This is a genomic window from Mycobacteroides sp. H001 (genome assembly GCF_001440005.1).
Lineage (GTDB): Bacteria > Actinomycetota > Actinomycetes > Mycobacteriales > Mycobacteriaceae > Mycobacterium > Mycobacterium gwanakae.
This window is the reverse complement of sequence record NZ_LJYH01000043.1, coordinates 156,569-178,887: the sequence shown is the minus strand read 5'-3', so window position 1 is coordinate 178,887 and position 22,319 is coordinate 156,569. Positions and strand designations below refer to the sequence as shown.

Here is a 22,319-nt window from a genome sequence, read left to right as displayed (position 1 = left end):
TTACGCCTCGATTCCCTCGACGGTGGCGCTGATGTTCTTTCCGACGTTGTCGTCATCGTCGTCATAGCCCTTGCTCGCCACATTCGTGCTCACACCGGACTCGGTGACGCCCATGGCGAGCTGACCGACGTCCAGCCCTTGCTTGGCGGAGGTCGCGGCGAATGCGCCCAGGTAGTGCGCGCCAATCGGACCGAAGACCGGCGCCAGCGCGGCGACCGGAAAGATGCTGACCGCGGTGCCTACCGCCGCGAGCGTTCCGCCCATCCCCAACTGAACTCCGCCAACGCCACGCAAAAGATCTGTATCGGCTGATAATCCGTCTGCCATGTCCCCTCCATCTCTCCGGTGGTTCGGCCACCGCCTGTTTTCGGGCAGTTTTCGCCTTGTACTTGGATACGACGGGGGTGGTCGCGATTCGGTTCCATCTTTCTCAAATTTCTTTGAAAGATTTTTAGGAAGGCCGCCATGCCGCCGTATTGCCTGTTCAGTGTGAATAGGCTGTTTTGCCGGGAACGCTAAAGAAGCACAGAGCTGCACAGTGTCGAAAGTGGCGCCCGTCACATGCCTCCCACCTCTGCGATCGGCGGGACCGAAGCTTGCTGTTCTAGGGTCTGGAGCATGCATGTGCACGTAGTCGAGCATCCGCTTGCCGCGGCCCGGTTGACCACTCTTCGCGATGCGGGCACAGACAACGCGGCCTTCCGCGGTGCGCTGCGGGATCTGACCCTGATGCTGGTCTATGAGGCGACCCGTTCGGCACCGGTGGAGTCCTCCGCGGTGCGCACGCCGGTGGCGGTGACGACGGGGTTCCGCTTGGCCAATCCGCCGTTGCTGGTCCCGGTCCTGCGGGCGGGGCTGGGGATGGTGGATCAGGCACATGCCCTCATTCCCGAGGCGCGGGTCGGATTCGTTGGCATGGCGCGCGACGAGCAGACTTGGCAGCCCACCCCGTATCTGGAATCTCTTCCGGCCGACTTGTCGACACAACCGGTGTTCGTCCTGGATCCGATGCTGGCCACCGGTGGTTCGATGGTCCATACGCTCGATCTGTTGCATTCCCGCGGTGCCTCCGACATCACGATGTTGTGTGTGGTCGCGGCGCCGCAGGGGGTCGAGGCGGTCCGGGAGGGCGTTGCGCGCTACGGCCCGTCGACATCCGCGCGGTTGTTCACCGCCACCATCGACGAGGGTCTGAACGACGCCGCATACATCGTGCCGGGCCTGGGCGATGCCGGCGATCGTCAGTTCGGTCCCAGATAAGTGGGGCCGAGTCAGATGTTGCGGGCGTACGCCTCGAGCTCGGAGACCACCACGGCCGCCCAGATCCGCGCGACGGTCGCATCGGTGATGACCGGTTCGCGGACCTCGATGTAGCACTTGACCTTTGGTTCGGTTCCGGAGGGACGGATCACCAGCCGGATGGACGACCCGCCGATCTCTCCGGAAAGTATCACCGCGTCGGTGCGTTGCTGACCCCGTCGCTCCAGTAGGTCTTCGACGGTGATCGGGAACCCGGACAGCGCGGTGGGCAGGTTCGCCCGCAGGCGCGTCATCATCGCCGTGATCTCGGCGAGAGAGTCCATGCGCAACGAGACCTGCGAGGTGACATGGATACCGTGCCTGATCGCCAGGTTCTCGAGCTTTTCCTCCACACTCGATCCGAGCTCACGCAGATGTGTCACGAGGTCGCATGCGAGCACTGCCGCGGAGATACCGTCCTTGTCCCGCACGGCGGCCGGATCGACGCAATGCCCAATGGCTTCCTCGTACGCGTAGACCAGGTCAAAATCTGCCGCTCGGACAAGCCATTTGAAGCCGGTGAGGGTTTCCACATGCCGTGCGCCGAGGGATGCCGCGATGCGCGCGAGCATGCGGGAGGAGACCACCGTGCTGGCCACCACCGGCGGAGTGGGCGATGGTGGCTGCGTTGAGAGGATGTAATCACCAAGCAGCCAACCGGTTTCATCGCCGGACAGCATGCGCCAACCGGTCGTGGTGGGAATTCCGATGGCACAGCGGTCGGCGTCCGGGTCCAGCGCGATGGCCAGATCCGCGTCGATCTCGGCGGCCCGGGTCAGTACCGCGTCCGCGGCTCCCGGCTCTTCGGGATTCGGAAAAGCGACCGTTGGAAAGTCCGGATCCGGCTGGAACTGCTCGTCCACCACATGAATATCGGTGATACCCGCGGCATTCAGCACGGCCACGGCGGTGGCGCCGCCGACTCCATGCAATGCGGTGAGGGCGATGCGGACACCGCCGGAGCCCCGCCGTACCGTGGCGGCACGCTGGACGTAGGCATCCACCAAGGTGTCATCGGCGGGGGTGACGGGGGTTCGGGGAATCTGATCAGCGAAAGGGGCTGCCTTTGTTGTTGATTCGATATCACGATCGGTTGGGGAGATGATCTGAGCTCCCCCCGACCAGTACACCTTGTACCCATTGTCGGCGGGAGGGTTGTGGGATGCGGTGATCTGAATGCCTGCCGCCGCATCCAGATGCCGTACCGCGAATGCCAGCACCGGAGTGGGCAGCGGGCGGGGGAGCAGTACGACCTTGAACCCCTCGGCAGCAAGGACTTCCGCCGTGCCCTGTGCGAACTGCTCGGATCCGTGTCGCGCATCGCGACCCACCACCACGGTCGAGCCGCCGAGGCACCGATCCTTGAGGACCTTGGCCAGTGCGTAGGTGGTGCGCAACACCACCGCCAGGTTCATGCCGTTCGGGCCGCCCCGGACGGCGCCTCGCAGGCCCGCCGTGCCGAACACCAATGGCTCCGAGAATCGTTGCGCGAGCTCCTCCTCGGAGCAGGCGCGTAGCTCGGCTGCCGTCTCGGGGTCGGGGTCATGGTCGATCCAGTCTTGGATCGTCTGCGCCGCGACGGTCATAACCGGCCAATCACCGAACTGAGAAGTTGGCCCATGCGAGTGGCCGACGCGCGCCCGGCGGCCAGTACCTCGTCATGGTTGAGAGACTCTCCCGTCATGCCGGCCGCAAGGTTGGTCACCAGTGACACCCCCAGCACCTCGGCACCGGCCGCGCGGGCCGCGATGGTTTCGTGCACCGTCGACATGCCCACCAGGTCCGCCCCCAACGTGCGCAGCATCCGGATCTCCGCGGGGGTCTCATAGTGCGGACCGGGAAGGCCCGCATACACCCCCTCGACGAGGCTGTCATCGATTTCCCGTGCGAGTGCCCGTAATCGTGGTGCGTACGCATCGACGAGGTCGACGAACTGCGCACCCAACAACGGTGAGCGGGCCGTGAGGTTGAGGTGGTCGCTGATCAGCACCGGCTGACCCACCGTGTACTCGTCGCGCAATCCTCCAGCGGCGTTGGTGAGCACGATGGTGCGCGCACCGGCGGCGCAGGCGGTACGCACCGGGTGCACGACGTGGCGCAGGTCGTGACCCTCGTACGCGTGGATCCGGCCCAGCAGGACCAGCATCCGCTCGCCGCTGTCCCCAATAGGAACCGACAGCACCGATCCGCCGTGTCCGGCAGCGCTCGGCGGGCTGAATCCGGGCAGGTCTGCCATCGGGATCGTGGTGGCGGGGGTGCCGAGCGCCGCGGCCGCCGGAGCCCAGCCGGACCCGAGAACCACCGCGACGGGGTGGGACGCGACGCCGGTGCGCGCGGCGATCTCCGCCGCGGCGCGCGCTGCCTCGCCGGCCGGAGTCTCGTCGGTGCTGTTGCCTCTTCGCCCAAGTGGCTCATCGGTCACAGCTACGCAGCCTAACCATGATGGGATACTCATCTAATGCCCTTGAGCACCGGAGCGTCGTCCGCCGCGCATGCCCAGGCCGCTTGCACGGTCGTGGACGCCGCGGCAACGGATCTGGTGGCGTTATCGCACGATATTCACGGCGAACCTGAGCTGGCCTTCCACGAGGTTCGCAGTGCTGTGAAAACCCAGCGGCTGCTGGCCGAGCGCGGATTCGAGATCGTGACCGGTCAAGGCGGTTTGGACACCGCATTCCGTGCCACCTTCGGGGACGGTCCGCTGGTCATCGGTGTTTGCGCCGAGTACGACGCGCTGCCTGGCATCGGACATGCGTGCGGGCACAACATCATCGCCGCCTCCGCGGTGGGCACCGGGCTGGCGCTCGCCGAGGTTGCCGACGCACTCGGACTCACCGTGGTGGTTATCGGCACTCCAGCGGAGGAATACGGGGGCGGCAAGGCACTTCTGCTCAAGGCGGGTGCTTTCGACGACATCGCGGCCGCGGTGATGCTGCACCCCGGGCCGATCGATATCGCCGGAGCGCGGTCACTCGCGCTGACCGACGTGATGGTCACCTATCACGGCAAGGAATCACACGCGGCGGTCGCGCCGCACTTGGGAATCAACGCCGCCGACGCGGTGACGGTGGCTCAGGTCTCGATCGGTCTGTTGCGTCAGCATCTGTCACCCGGACAGCTGATCCACGGCATCGTCACGGAGGGGGGAGAAGCGGCCAACATCATTCCGGCTCGTGCGGCGATGCAGTACACGATGCGCGCCGTCGAATCGTCGTCCCTGCGTGAACTGGAGGAGAAGGTGTACGCCTGCTTCGCCGCTGGTGCGGTGGCCACCGGATGCAGCCATGAACTGGTCGAGTCGTCGCCGCCATACCTGGAGCTGACGCCCGATCCCTGGCTGGTCGGAGTGTTCCGCGAGGAGATGGAGTCCTTCGGCCGCACGCCGGTGCCCGCCGAGTTCGAGGCAGCGGTGCCCCTGGGCAGCACCGATATGGGCAACGTGACGCAAGTGCTGCCCGGTATCCACCCGGTCATCGGCATCGATTCGGGCGGAGCGGTCATTCATCAGCCCGATTTCGAAAAGGCGGCCCGGGAACCGGGCGCCGACCGGGCTGTGGTTGAAGGAGCGAAGATGTTGGCGCGCACCGTGATACGGCTTGCTGAGAATGAGACAGAGCGATCCAGGGTGCTGGATCGGCTGGCGCGCAGGACGGTGACGGTGTGAGCGAATCCCTGTCCGCCGTCGCGGAGCGTTGGCTCGCGGAGAATTCCGAGACGCTGATCCGGTGGCGCCGCCACATTCACGCGCATCCCGAACTGGCGCGCCAGGAGCACGCCACCACCGAGTACGTGGCCGCGCGGCTGGCCGAGGCCGGACTCAACCCGAAGGTGCTGCCCGGCGGGACGGGAATCACCTGCGACTTCGGGCCGGAGGACGGTCCGCGGGTGGCATTGCGCGCGGATATGGATGCCCTGCCGATGCAGGAACGCACCGGCGCGCCCTACTCCTCGACGGTGCCCAATGTCGCGCATGCCTGCGGGCATGACGCACACACCGCCATCCTGCTGGGCGCGGCCATGGCCCTGAATTCGGCTCCCTCGCTGCCCTCGGGCGTGCGGCTCATCTTCCAGCCCGCCGAAGAGGTCATGCCGGGCGGCGCCATCGACGTGGTGGCCACCGGGGCGATGGCTGGTGTGACGAGAATTTTTGCGCTGCACTGTGATCCGCGCCTGGAGGTGGGGAAGGTGGCAATCCGCGCGGGGGCAATCACCTCGGCCGCGGACACCGTCGAAGTCACGCTGCATTCTCCGGGAGGGCATACTTCGCGGCCGCATCTGACGGCCGACCTGGTGTATGGGCTCGGCACCGTCATCACCGGATTGCCGGGGATGTTGAGTCGCCGGATCGATCCGCGCGCCGGCACCGTCATGGTGTGGGGAGCCGTCAACGCCGGGCAGGCGGCCAACGCCATTCCGCAGATCGGCTCGCTGGCGGGCACGGTGCGCACCGGTAGCCGGGATGTGTGGATCACCCTGGAGGACACCGTCCGCGACGTGATCGAGGGACTGCTGGCCCCGCTGCGTATCGACTACACGCTCAACTACCGGCGTGGTGTTCCACCCGTCATCAATGAGTCCGACTCGACGCATATCTTCGTGCGTGCCATCGAGGACATCGGGCTGGATGCACTCGCGGAGACCACGCAGTCCGGCGGTGGCGAGGACTTCTCCTGGTACTTGGAGGAGGTGCCCGGTGCGATGGCGCGGCTGGGGGTGTGGTCAGGATCGGGCCCGCAGCTCGACATCCACCAACCGAACTTCGATATCGATGAACGGGCTCTGGGCGTCGGCGTGCGGACGCTGGTGAACCTCGTCGAGCAGAGTGCCGCGCAGGGTTCCGCCTAGCTCGTTCCCGGGCCGATATTGCGTGAGGCGCGGGTGCGTAGACCGTGCACGTAATCCTCTGGCGCGCCTGCGATTTCCGCCGCGTCGGCCATCACTCCCAGGTATCGGGCCGACGGTAGTCCGCCCTCGTAGGCATTGACGACGTAGAGCCAGGCCAATACCGGGTCGATGGTCGTGTCGGAAGACTCGCGGTCGATCCGGCAGCGAATCTTGGTATGGATGCCGAGTTCGGAACCTTCCCAGCGGTCAAGGTTCTTCTCGTCGGCCCCGGTCATGTCGTAGAGCACAACGAAGACCTTCGAGTGGGGGTCTTGCACGACGGTGGCCAGCGCGCCCTCCCAGCCGATGTCCTCGCCGCCGAAGGTCAGCCGCCAGCCGTGCAGCCAGCCGGTGCCCGCCATGGGGGAGTGCGGCGCGCGCTGCAACATCTGCTCGGGATGCATGTTGGAGCCGTAGGCGGCGTAGAGCGGCACGGGGGCAAGCCTAGTGGTCCTGTGTTGTAGATGACGGCAGGGATGGTGGCAAGTTCCCCCATCGTGGCAAGCCGGGTCGGTTCGGTCCTTGTAGGTTTGATGCCGTGGCGACGCGCATCGTGATCATTGGTGGAGGACCAGCGGGATACGAAGCGGCGCTCGTGGCCGCGGCCCATGAGCGAAGCACCACCGAGGTGACGGTGATCGACTCGGACGGCATCGGTGGCGCCTGCGTGCTCTTCGATTGCGTGCCGTCCAAGACGTTCATCGCGTCCACGGGTGTTCGTACCGACCTGCGGCGCGCCCCCAACCTGGGCTTTGACATCGACGTGGAGCACGCCAAGATCTCGCTCCCGCAGATCCACAACCGTGTGAAGCGCCTTGCCGCCGAGCAGTCGGCCGATATCGCCGCGCGGCTGCGCAACGCCGGGGTACGGCTGATCTCTGGACGTGCCGAGCTGGTCGATCACGTGGTCGGAATGGCATATCACCGGGTCAAGGCCACCGCCGCGGACGGAAGCAGCACCATTCTGGAGGCCGATGTGGTGCTCATCGCCACCGGCGCCAGCCCGCGGGTGTTGTCCCATGCGCGTCCCGACGGTGAACGGATCCTCACCTGGCGTCAGCTCTACGACCTGGAGGAATTGCCCGAACACCTGATCGTGGTCGGATCGGGTGTCACGGGTGCGGAGTTTGTCCACGCCTACACCGAGCTGGGAGTTCAGGTGACGGTGGTGGCCAGCCGGGACCGTGTGCTGCCGCACGAGGACGAGGAAGCCGCCCTGGTCCTGGAGGACACGCTGGCCGAGCGCGGTGTGACGCTCATCAAGAATGCCCGCGCCGATGCGGTGACCCGGACCGAGGCAGGTGTCCGCGTGGCGATGGCCGACGGCAGGGCGGTCGACGGCAGCCATGTGCTCATGACCGTGGGGTCGATTCCCAACACCGCGGGCCTGGGCCTCGAGCGCGTCGGGATCAGCCTCGGCTCCGGCGGCTATCTGACCGTGGACCGGGTGTCGCGCACCTCGGTGGCAGGCATCTACGCCGCGGGTGACTGCACGGGTCTGCTCCCGCTGGCCTCGGTGGCTGCCATGCAGGGCCGCATTGCCATGTATCACGCCCTGGGCGATGCGGTACAGCCCATCAGGTTGAAAACCGTTGCTGCTGCAGTGTTTACCCGCCCGGAGATCGCCGCGGTGGGGGTGTCCCAGGCGGCCATCGACAATGGAGAGATTCCGGCGCGGACGGTCACGCTGCCCTTGAACACCAATCCCCGGGCCAAGATGTCGGGCCTCAAGCGCGGTTTCGTGAAGATCTTCTGCCGTCCGGCCACCGGTGTGGTGATCGGCGGTGTCGTGGTGGCCTCGAATGCCTCCGAGCTGATCCTGCCCATCGCGATCGCGGTGCAGAACCTGCTGTCGGTGAACGACCTGGCGCAGACCTTGTCGGTGTACCCGTCGCTGTCCGGTTCGGTAACGGAGGCGGCGCGCCAGCTCATCGCCCACGATGACCTGGACTGACCTCGGACGACATGCGCCACAGCGGCGCACATCACAGACGAGAGCGCTACCGGCCGGTAACGTGGGTTTCTGGAAGGACTCCGGGGCCCGGTAATGGGCGTGGAAGGGAGCAGTCGTGAGTGACGCAACCAGCCCATCGGCAGGTGGACCCACATACACGTTCCTTGGACCACAGGCCCGTTCGCTGAACTGGGAGCGCCTGGGATCCGAGCAGTTCGATGTCATCGTGATCGGCGGCGGTGTGGTTGGCGCCGGATCGGCTCTGGATGCCGCCACTCGCGGGCTGAAGGTGGCGCTGGTCGAGGCGCGTGACTTCGCCGCCGGGACATCGAGCCGCTCCTCGAAGATGTTCCACGGCGGCCTGCGCTACCTTGAGCAGCTCGAATTCGGGTTGGTTCAGGAGGCATTGCGCGAGCGAGAGTTATCGCTCTCGACATTGGCGCCTCATCTGGTCAAGCCGCTGCCGTTCTTGTTCCCGTTGACCAATCGGTGGTGGGAACGTCCCTACATTGCCGCCGGGATTTTCTTGTATGACCAGATGGGTGGCGCGAAATCTGTTCCCGCCCAGAAACATCTCACCCGCGCCGGCGCGCTGAGGCTGGCGCCCGGACTGAAGCGCAACTCGCTCATCGGCGGTATCCGCTACTACGACACCGTGGTCGACGATGCTCGGCACACCATGAATGTGGCCCGGACGGCGGCGCACTACGGGGCCGTGGTCAGGACATCCACTCAGGTGGTCTCGCTGCTGCGTGAGGGTGATCGCGTCACCGGTGTGGTGGTGCGGGACACCGAGAACGGCGCCGAAACCGAGGTTCGCGGGCATGTCGTCGTCAATGCGACCGGGGTGTGGACCGACGAGATTCAGGCGCTGTCGCGCACCCGTGGCCGGTTCCGGGTGACCGCGTCCAAGGGTGTGCATATCGTGGTGCCACGGGACAGAATCGTCAGCGAGGTGGCGATCATCCTGCGGACCGAAAAGTCGGTGCTGTTCGTCATCCCATGGGGTAACCACTGGATCATCGGGACCACCGACACCGAATGGAATCTCGACCTGGCGCACCCGGCAGCCACCAAAGTCGATATCGACTACATCCTGGACAAGGTGAACACGGTGTTGGCAACACCGTTGACGCACAACGATATCGATGGCGTCTACGCGGGATTGCGGCCGCTGCTGGCCGGGGAGGATGACGACACGTCGAAACTCTCCCGCGAGCACGCCGTGGCGGTCGCCGCTCCGGGGCTGGTGGCCATCGCCGGTGGCAAGTACACGACGTATCGCGTGATGGCCGCCGATGCCATTGACATGGCAAGCGAATTCGTGCCGGCGCGGGTGGCGCCCTCGATTACCGAGAAGGTGCCGCTGCTGGGCGCCGACGGATACTTCGCGCTGATCAATCAGACAGAACACGTCGGGGAGACCTACGGCCTGCATCCCTACCGGGTACGGCACCTGTTAGACCGATACGGTTCGCTGATCGGCGAAGTCCTGGCTTGTGCGGGATCGGATCACAGCCTGTTGCAGCCGATCGCGAAGGCGCCGATGTACTTGAAGGTCGAGGCGCTCTACGCGGTGGCGGCCGAGGGTGCCCTGCACCTGGAGGACATCCTCGCCCGGCGTATGCGCATTGCCATCGAGTACCCGCATCGTGGTGTCGACTGCGCCCAGGAGGTCGCCGAGCTGGTGGCTCCTGTGCTTGGCTGGTCCGCGGAAGACATTGTGCGCGAGGTGGATACCTACCGTGCGCGGGTCGACGCGGAGGTACGTTCGCAACGTCAGCCCGACGATGCGTCGGCGGATGCGTTGCGGGTGGCCGCACCCGAGGCGCGGTCGTTCATCGTCGAGCCGGTGACCGACGTATTGTCGCCGTCCAAGTAAGACGCGATATAGGTTGCGCTGGTGAGCCCCAGAAGAAGGGCTCCTGAGCCGCCGCTACCGGTGCGAGACGGCTTGGGGCCGGTGCGAATCCGCTTGCGAGAAGACGGGCGAGTGGTTGACGAGCTGGTATCCCGATTCGGTTCGGACGCCGCCGGTAAGGTGAGCCGTGGCGAGGTTGTCGACGCCGCGGGTGCGCCGATCACCACGGATACGCGCCTGCCCTCGGGATCGGTGGTGTACACGTATCGCGACGTGGCTGTGGAGGTTCCCGTACCCTTCGCCGTCGACATATTGCATTGGGAAGAAAACGTTCTGGTGGTCGACAAGCCGCATTTCCTCTCAACGATGCCGCGCGGGCGGCATGTCGCCGAGACAGCGCTGGTACGTCTGCGCAGGACGCTGGACCTGCCGGAACTGGCACCCGCGCATCGTCTGGACCGGCTCACCGCGGGGGTGCTCCTGTTCACGGTGCGCCGCGAGGTCCGATCCGCGTATCAATCGCTCTTTGCGCAGCGGCAGGTCGCCAAGATCTATGAGGCCTTGGCGCCCGTCGATCCCGGAGTGGCTCTGCCGGTCACGTTGCGGAGCAGGATCATCAAGCGGCGCAACATCCTTCAGGCGGTCGAGGAGCCGGGGCCGACGAACGCCGAGACCCATATCGAGCTGGTCGATCACGATGGTCCGACAGGCAGATATCGCCTGACTCCGAGCACCGGCCAGACCCATCAGCTGCGGGTCCATCTGAACAGCCTGGGCATCCCGATCGTCAACGACCCGCTGTATCCGCAGGTGCGCGAGGTGGCGTCGGACGATTTCGCACATCCGCTACAACTCCTGGCGCGCTCTTTGGCGTTTCGTGACCCGTTGACGGGCAAGGACGTCCTGTACGAGTCGGCGAGGACTCTAGGGCAGTGACGCGCGGAGATGTTCGGCGTAGTCCCGCAGGTAGCGGCCCGGTAGATCTCTGGCCTTGTCCAGGTACTCGCGCAGTAGCGTCTCGTCACCGACGTACTCACTCAGACATTCCAAGCAGCCGATCTTGTGATGTTCTTCCTCGATCGTGCGCCAGGATTCTTCGATCAGCGCCCGGATGCCGGGATATCCACCCTGCGCCAGGGAGATGAGCGCTAGGCGTTTGGTGTATTCATCGGTGCTGTCGTAGAAGGCCAGCAGAACGGATTCGGTATCTGCGTTGAGCGGCCCCAGCTTTCGGATGGAAGCCGCGAATTGGTATCGCGCGTCGTCGTATTCGGTGCCCTCGATGGTTGCGGCCTGCCGGGCGAGTATCAGGAAGTCTTCTCGCTCAAGGTCGCCGAGGTTGGACAACGTGGGTGTGTTCGACAGCCACGCGATCATCCGGCCGATGTCCCAGCCCCTAGCGATGAGGTAAAGCAGTGCCGTCAGCTCGTCCTGGTTGAGCCGGCCGACACCGCCGGTGACGAGTAGCTCGGAGAAATGGGTTTCGACGTGTTTCCAGTGCGGATATCCGATCTCGTTGCCGGGATACTCCTGTAGCCAATGCTTGAACCGGGTCGCGTGGGTCCGCAGCACCCGATCAGCGGCGAGAGGGGTCACTGGGGTGTGGCTTCAAGGTCGGCTACCCGTGCGCGTAGTCGCTCGATTTCGGCGGTGAGCTCAGCCTCCCTGGCGGCGGCCTTCTCCTGATAGGCCTTGCCGAGATCGGACAGGTATTGCTGGTCATAGCGGGGAATGATGCTGCGCGAACAGTTCCAGTCGAATGCCTCCACGGTCACTTCGATCTCGCGGCGGGTGTCGTCGTGCACGGTGCCGCGGCCAAAAACCTTGAGGCGCTGCTTGCGCGGGTAGTCGATGAAGAACATCGCCAGCCGATTGTCGGCGGCGAGGTTTCCGAGGGTCACGAATTGGTTGTTGCCCGGAAGATCGGCGAACCGCACGGTGTTCCCGCCGAGATGACGCACGAATCCCGCCGGGCCGCTGCGGTATTGCAGATAGGGCCACCCCGTCGGGGTCACGGTGCCCAGACAGAATTGGGTCGCCTCGGTGATCATCCGTAACTCCCGCGATCCCAGATCGTCGGGGCCGTCATCCGGGCGTTCCAGGTGTGTGCCGTAGGCGACGTAGCTGCCGTTGACTCGCTGGCGCTCGATCGCATCCGTGCCGAAGGCGATGTAGTGATAGTGGTTGTTGCTCATGGGTATACCGCGATCTCGATGAGGTTTCCGTCGGGGTCCCTGCAGTAGTGCGATGTCATCGCGCCCAGCGCACCGATCTTGGTCACCGGCCCCTGCTCGATATCTATCCCACATGACGTGAGATGCTCGCGAACCTCGGCGGGAGAAACGTCGGTGATGAAGCACAGATCATCGGAGCCGGCCGCCGCGGCCAGGCCGGTGAACCACTCCTCCTGGGTGGCCGAGACTGGCCGCAGGTTGATCTTCTGAGCGCCGAATGTCAGAGCCGTGCGGCCGGCGGGGCCGAAAGTCTCCCGAGTCATGCCGAGGACGCGCTGATACCAGGCCGCAGTGGTGTCCACGTCGGTGCAGTTGATCACCACGTGGTCAAACCGTGTCACCTTCATTGCTGTCTCCTCATCGGCGCACTCTCAGTCCCTTCGGCGTCCGCCCGAAACCGGCTTCCAGTAACGCCGTGCTCACTGCGGACTCTCCGATGTCGAAAACCGATCTGCCATCGATTTTTTCGACTACTAGACCATCGAGCCCACCGGCGCGTACCAAATCCATCGTGCCCAACGCCGCGGCATGCAGCATCGTGGGATCGGTCACGAAACTGAGCAGCGACTTGCCGCCCCTTTCGATGTACAGCACCAGATGGCCATCGACGAGCGCCACGAGCGCCCCGGCTTTGCGGCCCGGTCGATGACCGGAATCGGACGCGGCCCGTGGCCACACCAGGGCCGCGCCATACGGATTGGCGGGGTCGGTTGCCGCCAGCACCGTCGCCCGCTGCGGCGTGCGTTCGTCGTCGACCGTGTCGAGGTATTCGCGCAGCCTGTCGACGGTCGAGGGAGAAGCGAACTGCGCACCCCCAAGTGATTCGACGAAATAGCCCCGGCGACAGCGCCCGTTGTCCTCAAACGTCGACAACACCTTGTACAGCCAGGCGAAACCGCCCGCGACTCCCTCGGCGACGACGCTGCCCTTGGTCACCACGCCGTACCGCCCGAGCAGCAACTCGGCCTGTGTGTGCGAACGTTCAGTCCCGTCGGCAAGCCTCTCCGGGAGCAATGACCACCGGCCGGCGACCGCGGGATCGACCGGTGCCGCGGTGGGGATTGGTGTGTAGGCACGCAGCCTCGGAGCTCGCCGGTTTCGGTGCGTCGTACGCGATGTGGCGGCGGTGCCCAGGAGCGCTCGCAGCGGCGCAAAGGTGTCACCCGTCACCCGTCCCGCCCACACCAGGTCCCATAACGCCGCGCGTGTCGCCCCGTCGCCGAACTGGCGGAAAAAGAATCCACCGCCGGCGGCGAGGCCATCGAGAATCGCGCGGTGCGCCTCGTCCAGAACCACCGAATCCGGTGCGGCCAGTGTGGCCGGTGCGACCTCGCTCGGATGCAAGGCGATCCAGCCGTCCTGCGCGGTGATCGAGCCGTGTCCAGACCACACCGCCTCTCCGGAGGCAAGCAGCTCATCGAGCATCTGGGGCGAGTAATCGCGGACCCGGCGCGCCAGAATCAGTGGCTCCCATGCAGATGCGGGTATCGGCACCCCGGCCAGCTGGTCGATGACGGTGGCGACTCCGTCGACGCCGCGCAGGCTGGAATCGAGGTACTGCCAATCGGGCAGAAACCGTGCGAATGCCGATGTGCTGACGGGCTCCACCTGCGCGCGCAGCGCAGCCAGGGACCGTCGGCGCAGGATCCGCAGGACTTCGGCATCGCACCACTGTTCAGAATCTGTTGCTTCGGAGGTGAATTCGCCACGTACCAACTGGCCGCGTGCGGCCAGTGCCGCCAAGGCGTCGGCGGCAACACGAATACCGATACCAAAGCGTTCGGCGGCCTGCCCGGTGGTGAATGGGCCGTGTGTCCTGGCGTATCGGCCCAGCAGCTCCCCGAGCGGATCGGCCGTCGCGTCGGTGAAGGCCGCAGGCACACCCGGCGGTACCGGCACCCCGAGCGCGTCACGCAGCCGTGCCGCATCCTCGACGGCCGCCCACCAGGCACGCTGCCCGTAGTGGGTCTCGATCACCCGGTGCGCGGCGACGAGCTCGCGCAGCCAATCGGCCCCCGCGCCGGAGCAGCGGGCGCTGACCTCTTCGGTGGTGATGGGGCCCAAGAGGCGGAACAGATCGGCGAGGCCCTCGGCGTCGCGGGCCTTGCGTTCGTCGACGAGGTGCTGCAGTTGTTTCTCGGTCGTCTCGATGACTGCCGGGTCGAGCAGCTCGCGCAGTTCCACCCGTCCCATGAGCTCGGCGAGCAGACCAGTGTCCAGCGAGAGAGCAGCGGCACGTCGCTCGGCCAGGGGGCGATCCTCGTCGTACATGAATCCGCCGATATAGCTGAACAGTTGTGCGGCAGCGAAGGGAGAAGGTACCTCGGTCTGTACCTCGACGATCCGGATCCGGCGCTGCTCGATACTCGACATCAACCGCACCAGGGTTCCGATGTCGTAAACGTCCTGCAGGCATTCGCGTAACGCCTCAAGCACCATCGGGAAATCGGAGTGCTTGCGCGCGACATCGAGCAGTTGCGCGGCGCGCTGGCGTTGCTGCCACAGTGGTGATCGGCGCCCGGGAGTTCGGCGTGGAAGGAGCAGAGCGCGCGCGGCGCATTCGCGGAACCGGGCCGCGAAGAGTGCCGAACCGCCGACCTCCCGCGTCACGATCGCCTCGATCTCGGCGGCGTCGAAGACGAAAAGGCTTGCCCCGGGGGGACTGTCATCGGTATCGGGCAGTCGGACCACGATCCCGTCGTCGGTGGCTGTGGGTGACTCGCTGACCCCGTAGCGCTGTTGGAGCCGATCGGCGACGGCCAGCGCCAATGGGCCGTTGACCCGCAGTCCGTACGGCGAGTGCAGCACGATGCGCCAGTCGCCGAGTTCATCGCGGAATCTCTCGACGATCAGTGTGGTGTCGGTGGGGACGGCGCCGGTGGACTGCAGCTGGTCGGTGAGCAGCTTTCGTAGATTGCCGATCGCAAAGTCATCGAATCCCATATCGGCACAACGTTTATCGAATTCGGCGTCACCGGCTGCGGCCAGCTCGCCGGTCAGGTGTCCCAGTGCCATGCCCAGCTCGGCGGCCCGCCCTACCGCGTCGCCGCGCCAGAACGGCAACCTGCCCGGTTGGCCGAAGGCCGGGACCACGATCACCCGTTCGTGGGTGATCTCGGTGATGCGCCAGCTGGTGGCCCCTAAGGAGATGACGTCCCCCGGGCGTGACTCGTACACCATTTCCTCGTCGAGTTCGCCTACCCGTGATGGCTTCTCGCCCTCGGCGCCGGCATACATGTACACCGTGAACAGGCCGCGATCGGGAATGGCGCCCCCGGACGTGACTGCCAGCCGTTGCGCGCCGGGCCGTCCGGTGAGCGTTCCCGCGTCTCTGTCGTAGACGACGCGCGGACGCAACTCGGCGAAATCGGTGGACGGGTACTTGCCGCTGAGTAAGTCGAGCACGGCGTCAAACGCACTGCGCGGCAGGGAGGTGAAGGAGGCGCTGCGTCTGACCACGTCGAACCAGGTCTCGACGTCCAGCGGATCCAGTGCACATGCGGCCACGGTGTGTTGCGCCAGGATGTCCAGCGGATTGGCGGGTACCTGCAGGGTTTCGATATCACCGTCGAGCATGCGCCGCACCGTGACCGCGCAGCCCAGCAGATCGGTGCGGTGCTTCGGGAAAAGAACACCTCTGGAGGTTTCGCCGACTTGGTGTCCGGCCCTGCCGATGCGTTGCAGTCCGCTGGCCACCGACGGTGGCGCCTCTACCTGAACTACCAGATCCACGGCGCCCATGTCGATTCCGAGTTCGAGGCTGCTGGTGGCCACTACGCATCTGAGCCGGCCGGTCTTGAGGTCCTCTTCGATGTTCGCGCGCTGCTCCTTGCTGACCGAGCCATGATGCGCCCGGGCCAGCAAGGGTGCGGCACCGTAGGTCTGCCCGCTGCCCATGATGTGCGCCGGGGGCCCTCCAGGTACGCCGGGATTGGCCACCGGGGTGAGATCCACCCCCAGGCGCTCAGCGTGAATCTCGTTGAACCGAGCGGTGAGCCGCTCGGCGAGGCGACGTGAATTGGCAAAGACGATGCTCGAGCGGTGCGCCTCGATGAGGTCGACGATGCGCTGCTCGACATGTGGCCAAATCGTGTTGGTGCCCGCGTTGGAGGCCTCGGCGTCGGGGTAGGTGTCTGGGGCGCTCATATCCGAAACGGGCACCACCACCGACAGGTCGAAGGTCTTCGGGCTGGCGGGGGCGACGACGTTGGCCGGGGCGCGACCGGACAGGAAGCGGGCGACCTCAGCTGCGGGTTTCACCGTCGCCGACAGGCCAATGCGCTGTGCTGGCCGGGAAAGACGATCGTCCAGCCGTTCAAGCGAGAGCGCAAGGTGCGCACCGCGTTTGGTTCCGGCCACCGCGTGGACCTCGTCCACGATGACGGTGGTGACTGTTTCCAATGTCTCGCGTGCGGCGGAGGTCAGCATCAGGAACAGTGACTCCGGGGTGGTGATGAGGATGTCCGGGGGAGAGGAGATCAGCGCCCGGCGGCGTTGCGCGGGGGTGTCGCCCGAGCGCACCCCGATAGTGATGGATGGCTCGGCCAGGCCCATCCGCTGTGCGGTGCGGGCAATCCCGGCAAGGGGGGCACGCAGGTTCCGCTCGACATCGACGGCGAGCGCCTTGAGCGGTGAGATGTACAGGACCCGGGTTCCGCGCCGAGCCGGAGCCGCACCGGCGGCGATATTCAGCTCGGGGTTGGCGCCGGCCAGGGTGTCGATGGCCCACAGAAACGCCGCGAGGGTTTTGCCGGACCCGGTAGGGGCGATGACGAGGGTGTTGTCGCCCTTGGCGATGGACTGCCATGCACCGGACTGCGCCTGGGTGGGAGCCGGGAATGATTCGGCGAACCATTCCCGGGTAGGTGCCGAGAACCGGGCGAGTGGACCGGACTCGCTGCTCATCGGACCATCGTGCCAACAGGGGCCGACAATTAATCGGCACCCATGAGGTCCACCACTGCTTTCGGGATGTTCGGTACCCGCCGGACGGCGTCGATCATGGCGTGCGCGGAGGTATCGGCCAGCCAGTCGACGTCCAGATCCGGATTGATGGCCCGTTGACGCGCCAGTTCCTGGTTGAAGGTCAGCCAGGCCCGGATGACCACGCGCAGGGCGGTGACGAGATCCGGGGTTAGTTCGTCGCCGGCGACATGTTCGACGACGGCCATGATGCGATCGGTCTGCTTGTCGTATTCCTGCTGCTCTATCGCTGCGACGGTGGGATCGGCAGAATCGATCATGCGGAACACGGTCACCGGCGCGTAGGGATGCTCCTCCTGGTAGTGCAGGTACACCAGAAGAGTCCGCCGGAGCCGCTCGAAACCGGAAAGAGTCGGATCCATATCCAGCGAGATGGTGGCGTCGTAGAGCCTGTCGTACTCGGCCTGCATCACCGCGGTGTAGAAGGAGCGCTTGTCGGGAAAGTAGCGGTACAGCAGCGCTCGTGACACACCCGCCTGCTCAGCTACCTCGTCCATGCGGACGTCGTCATAGTGACGTTCGCCGAATAGTTGCGTACCGAACTCCAGTAGCTCGGCACGTCGGTCCTCAGGGGTGAGCCGCCGACGGGGCGATGAGCCGCTCGGGCGAACTGCATCGGAGTCGTCGGTCATCCAGCAGATTTTACTAGGCAGCAGGGTCGTGGTTGGCCCGATCGGTGCGCACGGACGAGCGGCGGACGGGCTTCATCAGATCTGCTATTACGAGAACTGCTGGCCCTCTAACTACACTGCGTCGGTGGCTAAGCACATCGACCCCGAGGACATGGCCATCTTTGGGCGTGTCCTGGATCAGGCCGCCGCGCTTGCACCCGATCATCCCGATTCGATTGCCGTGCAACGCGGAGTCGCGAAGCTGTTCAAAATTCTCAAGAGGCAGCGCCGCCGCGAGGCGCGCCAGGCGGAGCTGGAAGCCGACCGTGCGGTGATCGGGGCCACCGCGACCGGATCGGCCGATCGGATCGATGACGAGACGGCCGGCCTGCCGCTGCGTGGTGGGGACGCGGTCGGGACGCTGCGGCGTCCCCAGCATTGCTACATCTGCAAGGTCAGATACACAGAGATTGATGCGTTCCACCACCAGCTGTGTCCGGATTGTGCGCCTGCCAACAGGTCCCGGCGTGATCAGCGCACAGACCTGACCGGGCGACGGGCCGTGCTGACCGGTGGCCGCGCCAAGATCGGGATGTACATCGCCCTGATGTTGTTGCGCGACGGTGCCAGCCTCACGATCACTACCCGATTCCCGCGGGACGCGGCGCGCAGATTCGCCCAGCTGCCCGATGCTGCGAGTTGGCTCGACCGGCTGAGCATTGTGGGCATCGACCTGCGTGACCCCGCCCAGGTGGCTCGTTTCGCCGATGAAGTTGCCGCGCAGGGACCGTTGGACATTCTGATCAACAATGCCGCCCAGACGGTCCGCCGCAGCCCGGGCTCCTACACGTCCTTGGTTGACGCAGAACAGGCGCCTCTCAGCGGCGCCGCTGCACGTGTCCCGATTACGGCGATGGGAGATTCCAGCGAGTTGCATCCCCATACTCTGGCGCTGGGCGAGGGTTCCGAAGCCGCCGCACACTCGCTGGTGTCGTTGGCCTTGACAGCAGGTTCGGCCACCCCGGACCGGATTGTCGACGGCACCGCCGTCGACGCCGGTGGGCTGTTGCCCGACCTCGTCGACACCAACAGCTGGGTGCAGACGGTCGACCAGATTGACCCGCTGGAACTGCTTGAGGTGCAACTGTGTAACAGCGTGGCGCCGTTCATTCTGTTGTCGCGGCTGCGGCCCGCAATGCGTGCCTCGACGGCCCGGCGCAAGTACGTGGTGAACGTATCTGCGATGGAGGGCAATTTCTCGCGGGGTTACAAGGGGCCGGGGCATCCGCACACGAACATGGCCAAGGCCGCGTTGAATATGCTGACCAGGACCAGTGCGGGTGAACTGTTTTCCGAAGGCATCCTGATGACTGCGGTCGACACCGGCTGGATCACCGATGAGCGTCCACACACCAGCAAGATGCGTCTGGCGCAAGAAGGGTTTCGCGCGCCGCTGGATCTGGTGGACGGTGCGGCCCGGGTTTACGACCCCATCGTGCAGGGCGAGCGCGGCGTCGATCTCTACGGCTGCTTCCTGAAGGACTTCCAGCCGCACCCCTGGTAGTCCATCCGACTAGCCGAAATGCACGCCCTGAGCCAACGGCAGCTCGGTGGAGTAGTTGACGGTGTTCGTGGCACGCCGCATGTATGCCTTCCATGAGTCGGAGCCGGACTCGCGGCCACCGCCCGTCTCCTTCTCTCCGCCGAACGCTCCGCCGATCTCGGCGCCCGAGGTGCCGATGTTGACGTTAGCGATTCCACAGTCGGATCCGTCGGCGGCCAGGAAACGCTCGGCCTCGCGCATGTCTAGGGTGAAGATCGCCGAGGAAAGGCCCTGGGGCACTGCGTTGTTCAGTGCGATCGCCTCGTCGAGGGTGTCGTAGCCGAGCACGTACAGAATCGGGGCGAAGGTCTCCCGGTGTACGACATCACCCTGTTCGGGCATCCGCACCACGGCGGGGGTGACGTAGTAAGCGCCGTCACCCAGATCGCGGCGTTCGCCGCCGATGACCGTCCCGCCCTGCGCGCGGGCGGTTTCCAGTGCGTCCTGCATATCGCGGAACGACTTCTCGTTGATCAGTGGGCCTATCAGGGTCTGGTCGCTGAATGGATCGCCTACCGGAAGCTGGCCGTAAGCGTTGACGATGCGTTCGACCAGCGCATCAGCGACAGAGTGGTGAACGATCAACCGCCGCAGGGTGGTACAGCGCTGGCCCGCGGTGCCCGCGGCCGAGAACACGATTCCGCGCACCGCAAGATCCAGATCCGCCGAGGGCGTCACGATGGCCGCGTTGTTACCGCCCAACTCGAGCAGCGACCGGCCGAAGCGGGCAGCCACCCGCGGGCCCACCTGTTGGCCCATCCGCACCGACCCTGTCGCACTCACCAGCGCGACGCGTGGATCGTCGACGAGTTGTTCGCCGACCTCACGGCCGCCCTGGATCAGCCGGCTCACCTCCGGCGGCGCCCCCACGTCGGCGGCGGCGCGGTCCAAGAGTGCCTGGCAGGCAACGGCAGTCAGTGGTGTCAACTCGGATGGCTTCCACACCACGGTGTCACCGCAGACAAGGGCGATCGCGGTGTTCCATGACCACACGGCCACCGGGAAGTTGAACGCGGAAATGACTCCGACCACGCCCAGTGGATGCCAGGACTCCATGAGTCGATGCCCGGCACGCTCGGAGGCCATCGTCTTGCCATAGAGCTGCCGGGACAGCCCTACCGCGAATTGGCAGATGTCGATCATCTCCTGGACCTCGCCGAGTGCCTCCGAGACAATCTTTCCGGCCTCGATGGTCACCAATTCGGCGAGATCCTTCTTGTGCTCCGTCAGCAGCTCGCCGAGACGGGCCACCAATGCACCGCGCACAGGCGCCGGGGTGGTGCGCCATTGTGAAAATGCCTGGGCGGCTTCGGTGATGGCGTTATCGACATCCTCCGTCGAGCTGGCCGCGAGCGTGAACAGCGTGTCGCCGGTGATAGGGGTACGGACCGTTACGCCGCCACCTTCTCCCGCTCCCGTGCTCAGTACTACGTCCGCGCCGATCCACCGCAGCGCGTTCTGGGCGCGCGTGCGCAGCTCGTCGGCGGTTGGCAGCACCTCGGGGGATGCGGTAGGCAGTGTGGTGGTCATCGATCGGCTCCTATCGTGAGGTCAGATTGTGCGGCGATGGCGGCGTAGAGCGCGTACGGATCGTGGATGTCCCGCCCTATGGCGCCCGACATCCAATCCTTCGAGTAGTCGGCGGCGTAATCGTCGGCACTATCCCCGTATGCGCCGTCGTCGTCGAGATTGGACCGGAATATCCCAGCGGCCGAACGCGGCAGGAAATCCTCATACACGATGGGGCGGCGCACGATCTCGCCGTCGGCGCCGGCGTCCGTGCGGAAGTATGCGAGTTCCTGCTCGGCCAGACCGGCCTCGGTATCGGGAAAGTGATCGGCCCAAATAGACGCGGCCTGTTCGGGATCTGCCTGTGCGGTGTCGATGGCGATCATCGCGGCGTCGTAGCGAGTGCGGCCGGTGGGGGTGAGGGCTATGCCCCGTGCCTCGACTTCGCCGAACCGGACCCGCAGCGTGTCGCTGGTCACGGTGCCATCGGGCATGAGGAAACGGCGTGGCTCGGCCAGTGCCCGGAATGAGGTCTGCCGCAGGAGGACATCGGGTCCATGCCAGCGCGGTGGCCCCTGGATCGCGTCGATCATGGTGATGCCGCGTGCCGTCATCCGCCGGTACAGGTCGTCGATATCGAGCACGCGCGGTGTCAGATGGTTGATGTGTGTGCCGCCCACGCCGGCGATGTCCGCGGCGACCGGTGAGACCGCGGAAAGCTCGTCATACCAGGCCCGATCGATGGGGGCGGTGGACAGTGCGAACGACTTCACAGCTTCGCGAATGAAGTCCTCGGCCTGCGCCGGGGTGGCTCCGCCCGCAGCGCTGATCAGCCGCGCGTGGGCCAGCAGTGCCGGATCGAACAGCTCTCGCCGCCGTACGAAGTGATCCACGCGCGTGCGCAGTTCCGCGTCGAAGAACCGGCGGTCGGCGGTCGCAAGCATGGAGGTGAACACTCGGAAGGGGTTGAGTGCCAATTCTTTTTCATCGATGGGCCGAAATGCCGTCGAGACCACGGGTACCGGCGACGCGGCGTCACGCAAGTCGTAAAAGTCAACGGGATACATTCCGAACGCTTCGAACAGGTCGGCGACGGCGGCGAGTTCTCGCGGGCTGCCCACCCGGATCGCGCCGTGGCGCTCGGCGGTCACGCGATCAATCGAGCCGAGCCGTTCGGCATCCGGATGTGTTGTGGCGTAAGTCTGGTTAACCTCCGTGCTGACATCGACCAGCGTGTTGTACGCGGGAACTTCCGTCCCATACATCCGGGACAGCGCTGCCGCGAAACCTGCGCGCAGTTCCCAGCAGGGGATGAGATCGGTCATCGAATGTGTCCTGTAGTTGTTCTCACAGTTGACGTGATTGGCCTGCGCAAGTTCGT

General features: G+C 65.6%; 18 protein-coding genes. 7 read left to right on the top strand and 11 right to left on the bottom strand.

All coding sequences use genetic code 11. The annotated features are described in order from the left end of the window. A complete protein-coding gene (locus AOT83_RS21650) occupies window positions 1-327 on the bottom strand; it encodes a type VII secretion target (RefSeq protein ID WP_057964480.1) in 327 nt (108 codons plus the stop codon). Between the two features lie 291 nt (window positions 328-618). Between AOT83_RS21650 and upp the strand changes: the two genes are divergently transcribed. Beyond that, window positions 619-1,260: a uracil phosphoribosyltransferase gene (gene upp / locus AOT83_RS21645; protein ID WP_057964479.1), complete on the top strand. Its 642-nt coding sequence runs from the start codon at window positions 619-621 to the stop codon at window positions 1,258-1,260. Between the two features lie 11 nt (window positions 1,261-1,271). On the opposite strand, the gene AOT83_RS21640 is transcribed toward upp, so the two are convergent. Next, window positions 1,272-2,885 (bottom strand): phospho-sugar mutase, encoded by a 1,614-nt coding sequence (locus AOT83_RS21640; RefSeq protein ID WP_057964478.1) that lies wholly within the window; start codon window positions 2,883-2,885, stop codon window positions 1,272-1,274. After that, window positions 2,882-3,754 (bottom strand): purine-nucleoside phosphorylase, encoded by an 873-nt coding sequence (locus tag AOT83_RS21635; RefSeq protein WP_234797688.1) that lies wholly within the window; start codon window positions 3,752-3,754, stop codon window positions 2,882-2,884. Before AOT83_RS21635 ends, AOT83_RS21640 begins: the two co-directional genes overlap by 4 nt. Window positions 3,755-3,757: 3 nt before the next feature. On the opposite strand from AOT83_RS21635, the gene AOT83_RS21630 reads away from it, so the two are divergent. Then, window positions 3,758-4,963: a M20 family metallopeptidase gene (locus AOT83_RS21630; protein WP_030096843.1), complete on the top strand. Its 1,206-nt coding sequence runs from the start codon at window positions 3,758-3,760 to the stop codon at window positions 4,961-4,963. Then, a complete protein-coding gene (locus tag AOT83_RS21625) occupies window positions 4,960-6,144 on the top strand; it encodes a M20 family metallopeptidase (RefSeq protein ID WP_057964476.1) in 1,185 nt (394 codons plus the stop codon). Before AOT83_RS21630 ends, AOT83_RS21625 begins: the two co-directional genes overlap by 4 nt. On the opposite strand, the gene AOT83_RS21620 is transcribed toward AOT83_RS21625, so the two are convergent. Next, window positions 6,141-6,617, bottom strand: a complete 477-nt coding sequence (locus tag AOT83_RS21620; RefSeq protein WP_057964475.1) for a gamma-glutamylcyclotransferase — start codon at window positions 6,615-6,617, stop codon at window positions 6,141-6,143. The genes AOT83_RS21625 and AOT83_RS21620 overlap by 4 nt on opposite strands. A gap of 104 nt (window positions 6,618-6,721) precedes the next feature. On the opposite strand from AOT83_RS21620, the gene AOT83_RS21615 reads away from it, so the two are divergent. The 3 genes from AOT83_RS21615 to AOT83_RS21605 all read left to right on the top strand — a co-directional run bounded on the left by AOT83_RS21615 (window position 6,722) and on the right by AOT83_RS21605 (window position 10,934). Further along, a complete protein-coding gene (locus AOT83_RS21615) occupies window positions 6,722-8,137 on the top strand; it encodes an NAD(P)H-quinone dehydrogenase (RefSeq protein WP_057964474.1) in 1,416 nt (471 codons plus the stop codon). Window positions 8,138-8,252: 115 nt separating this feature from the next. Next, on the top strand, window positions 8,253-10,019 hold the full coding sequence (locus AOT83_RS21610) for a glycerol-3-phosphate dehydrogenase/oxidase (protein ID WP_057964473.1): 1,767 nt from the start codon (window positions 8,253-8,255) through the stop codon (window positions 10,017-10,019). 60 nt (window positions 10,020-10,079) lie between these two features. Further along, window positions 10,080-10,934, top strand: coding sequence for a pseudouridine synthase (locus tag AOT83_RS21605; protein WP_198530418.1), 855 nt, complete (start codon window positions 10,080-10,082; stop codon window positions 10,932-10,934). Here the strand turns inward: AOT83_RS21605 and AOT83_RS21600 are convergent. The 5 genes from AOT83_RS21600 to AOT83_RS21580 are packed head-to-tail and all read right to left on the bottom strand — an operon-like array spanning window position 10,923 to window position 17,847. Then, window positions 10,923-11,594, bottom strand: a complete 672-nt coding sequence (locus AOT83_RS21600; RefSeq protein WP_057964471.1) for a hypothetical protein — start codon at window positions 11,592-11,594, stop codon at window positions 10,923-10,925. The genes AOT83_RS21605 and AOT83_RS21600 overlap by 12 nt on opposite strands. Beyond that, on the bottom strand, window positions 11,591-12,193 hold the full coding sequence (locus tag AOT83_RS21595; protein ID WP_057964470.1) for a pyridoxamine 5'-phosphate oxidase family protein: 603 nt from the start codon (window positions 12,191-12,193) through the stop codon (window positions 11,591-11,593). Before AOT83_RS21595 ends, AOT83_RS21600 begins: the two co-directional genes overlap by 4 nt. Continuing rightward, entirely contained in the window at window positions 12,190-12,579 is a 390-nt protein-coding gene (locus AOT83_RS21590; RefSeq protein ID WP_057964469.1) for a VOC family protein, read from the bottom strand. The genes AOT83_RS21595 and AOT83_RS21590 overlap by 4 nt, the downstream gene beginning before the upstream one ends. Before the next feature lie 10 nt (window positions 12,580-12,589). Then, window positions 12,590-17,137, bottom strand: coding sequence for an ATP-dependent helicase (locus AOT83_RS21585; protein ID WP_057964468.1), 4,548 nt, complete (start codon window positions 17,135-17,137; stop codon window positions 12,590-12,592). A 29-nt stretch (window positions 17,138-17,166) separates the two neighbouring features. After that, entirely contained in the window at window positions 17,167-17,847 is a 681-nt protein-coding gene (locus tag AOT83_RS21580) for a TetR/AcrR family transcriptional regulator (RefSeq protein ID WP_030096853.1), read from the bottom strand. Window positions 17,848-17,998: 151 nt separating this feature from the next. Here AOT83_RS21580 and AOT83_RS21575 point away from each other — a divergent pair, with 151 nt between their 5' ends. Further along, window positions 17,999-19,390, top strand: coding sequence for an SDR family oxidoreductase (locus tag AOT83_RS21575; RefSeq protein WP_057964512.1), 1,392 nt, complete (start codon window positions 17,999-18,001; stop codon window positions 19,388-19,390). A gap of 9 nt (window positions 19,391-19,399) precedes the next feature. Here the strand turns inward: AOT83_RS21575 and AOT83_RS21570 are convergent, their stop codons facing one another. Both AOT83_RS21570 and AOT83_RS21565 read right to left on the bottom strand, forming a co-directional pair. Next, the gene (locus AOT83_RS21570) at window positions 19,400-20,959 is read right to left on the bottom strand and encodes an aldehyde dehydrogenase family protein (RefSeq protein ID WP_057964467.1); all 1,560 of its coding nucleotides are present in this window, start codon (window positions 20,957-20,959) and stop codon (window positions 19,400-19,402) included. Beyond that, entirely contained in the window at window positions 20,956-22,263 is a 1,308-nt protein-coding gene (locus AOT83_RS21565; protein WP_057964466.1) for a VOC family protein, read from the bottom strand. The genes AOT83_RS21570 and AOT83_RS21565 overlap by 4 nt, the downstream gene beginning before the upstream one ends. Window positions 22,264-22,319 lie beyond the last annotated feature (56 nt).

What these genes read in the sequence shown, in the direction of transcription:
- AOT83_RS21595 (WP_057964470.1), bottom strand. Translation starts at nt 12,193, where the DNA reads ATGAGCAACAACCACTATCACTACATCGCCTTCGGCACGGATGCGATC.
- AOT83_RS21565 (WP_057964466.1), bottom strand. Translation starts at nt 22,263, where the DNA reads ATGACCGATCTCATCCCCTGCTGGGAACTGCGCGCAGGTTTCGCGGCA.
- AOT83_RS21580 (WP_030096853.1), bottom strand. Translation starts at nt 17,847, where the DNA reads ATGACCGACGACTCCGATGCAGTTCGCCCGAGCGGCTCATCGCCCCGT.
- AOT83_RS21640 (WP_057964478.1), bottom strand. Translation starts at nt 2,885, where the DNA reads ATGACCGTCGCGGCGCAGACGATCCAAGACTGGATCGACCATGACCCC.
- upp (WP_057964479.1), top strand. Translation starts at nt 619, where the DNA reads ATGCATGTGCACGTAGTCGAGCATCCGCTTGCCGCGGCCCGGTTGACC.
- AOT83_RS21650 (WP_057964480.1), bottom strand. Translation starts at nt 327, where the DNA reads ATGGCAGACGGATTATCAGCCGATACAGATCTTTTGCGTGGCGTTGGC.
- AOT83_RS21630 (WP_030096843.1), top strand. Translation starts at nt 3,758, where the DNA reads ATGCCCTTGAGCACCGGAGCGTCGTCCGCCGCGCATGCCCAGGCCGCT.
- AOT83_RS21585 (WP_057964468.1), bottom strand. Translation starts at nt 17,137, where the DNA reads ATGAGCAGCGAGTCCGGTCCACTCGCCCGGTTCTCGGCACCTACCCGG.
- AOT83_RS21590 (WP_057964469.1), bottom strand. Translation starts at nt 12,579, where the DNA reads ATGAAGGTGACACGGTTTGACCACGTGGTGATCAACTGCACCGACGTG.
- AOT83_RS21575 (WP_057964512.1), top strand. Translation starts at nt 17,999, where the DNA reads ATGGCCATCTTTGGGCGTGTCCTGGATCAGGCCGCCGCGCTTGCACCC.
- AOT83_RS21635 (WP_234797688.1), bottom strand. Translation starts at nt 3,754, where the DNA reads ATGAGTATCCCATCATGGTTAGGCTGCGTAGCTGTGACCGATGAGCCA.
- AOT83_RS21570 (WP_057964467.1), bottom strand. Translation starts at nt 20,959, where the DNA reads ATGACCACCACACTGCCTACCGCATCCCCCGAGGTGCTGCCAACCGCC.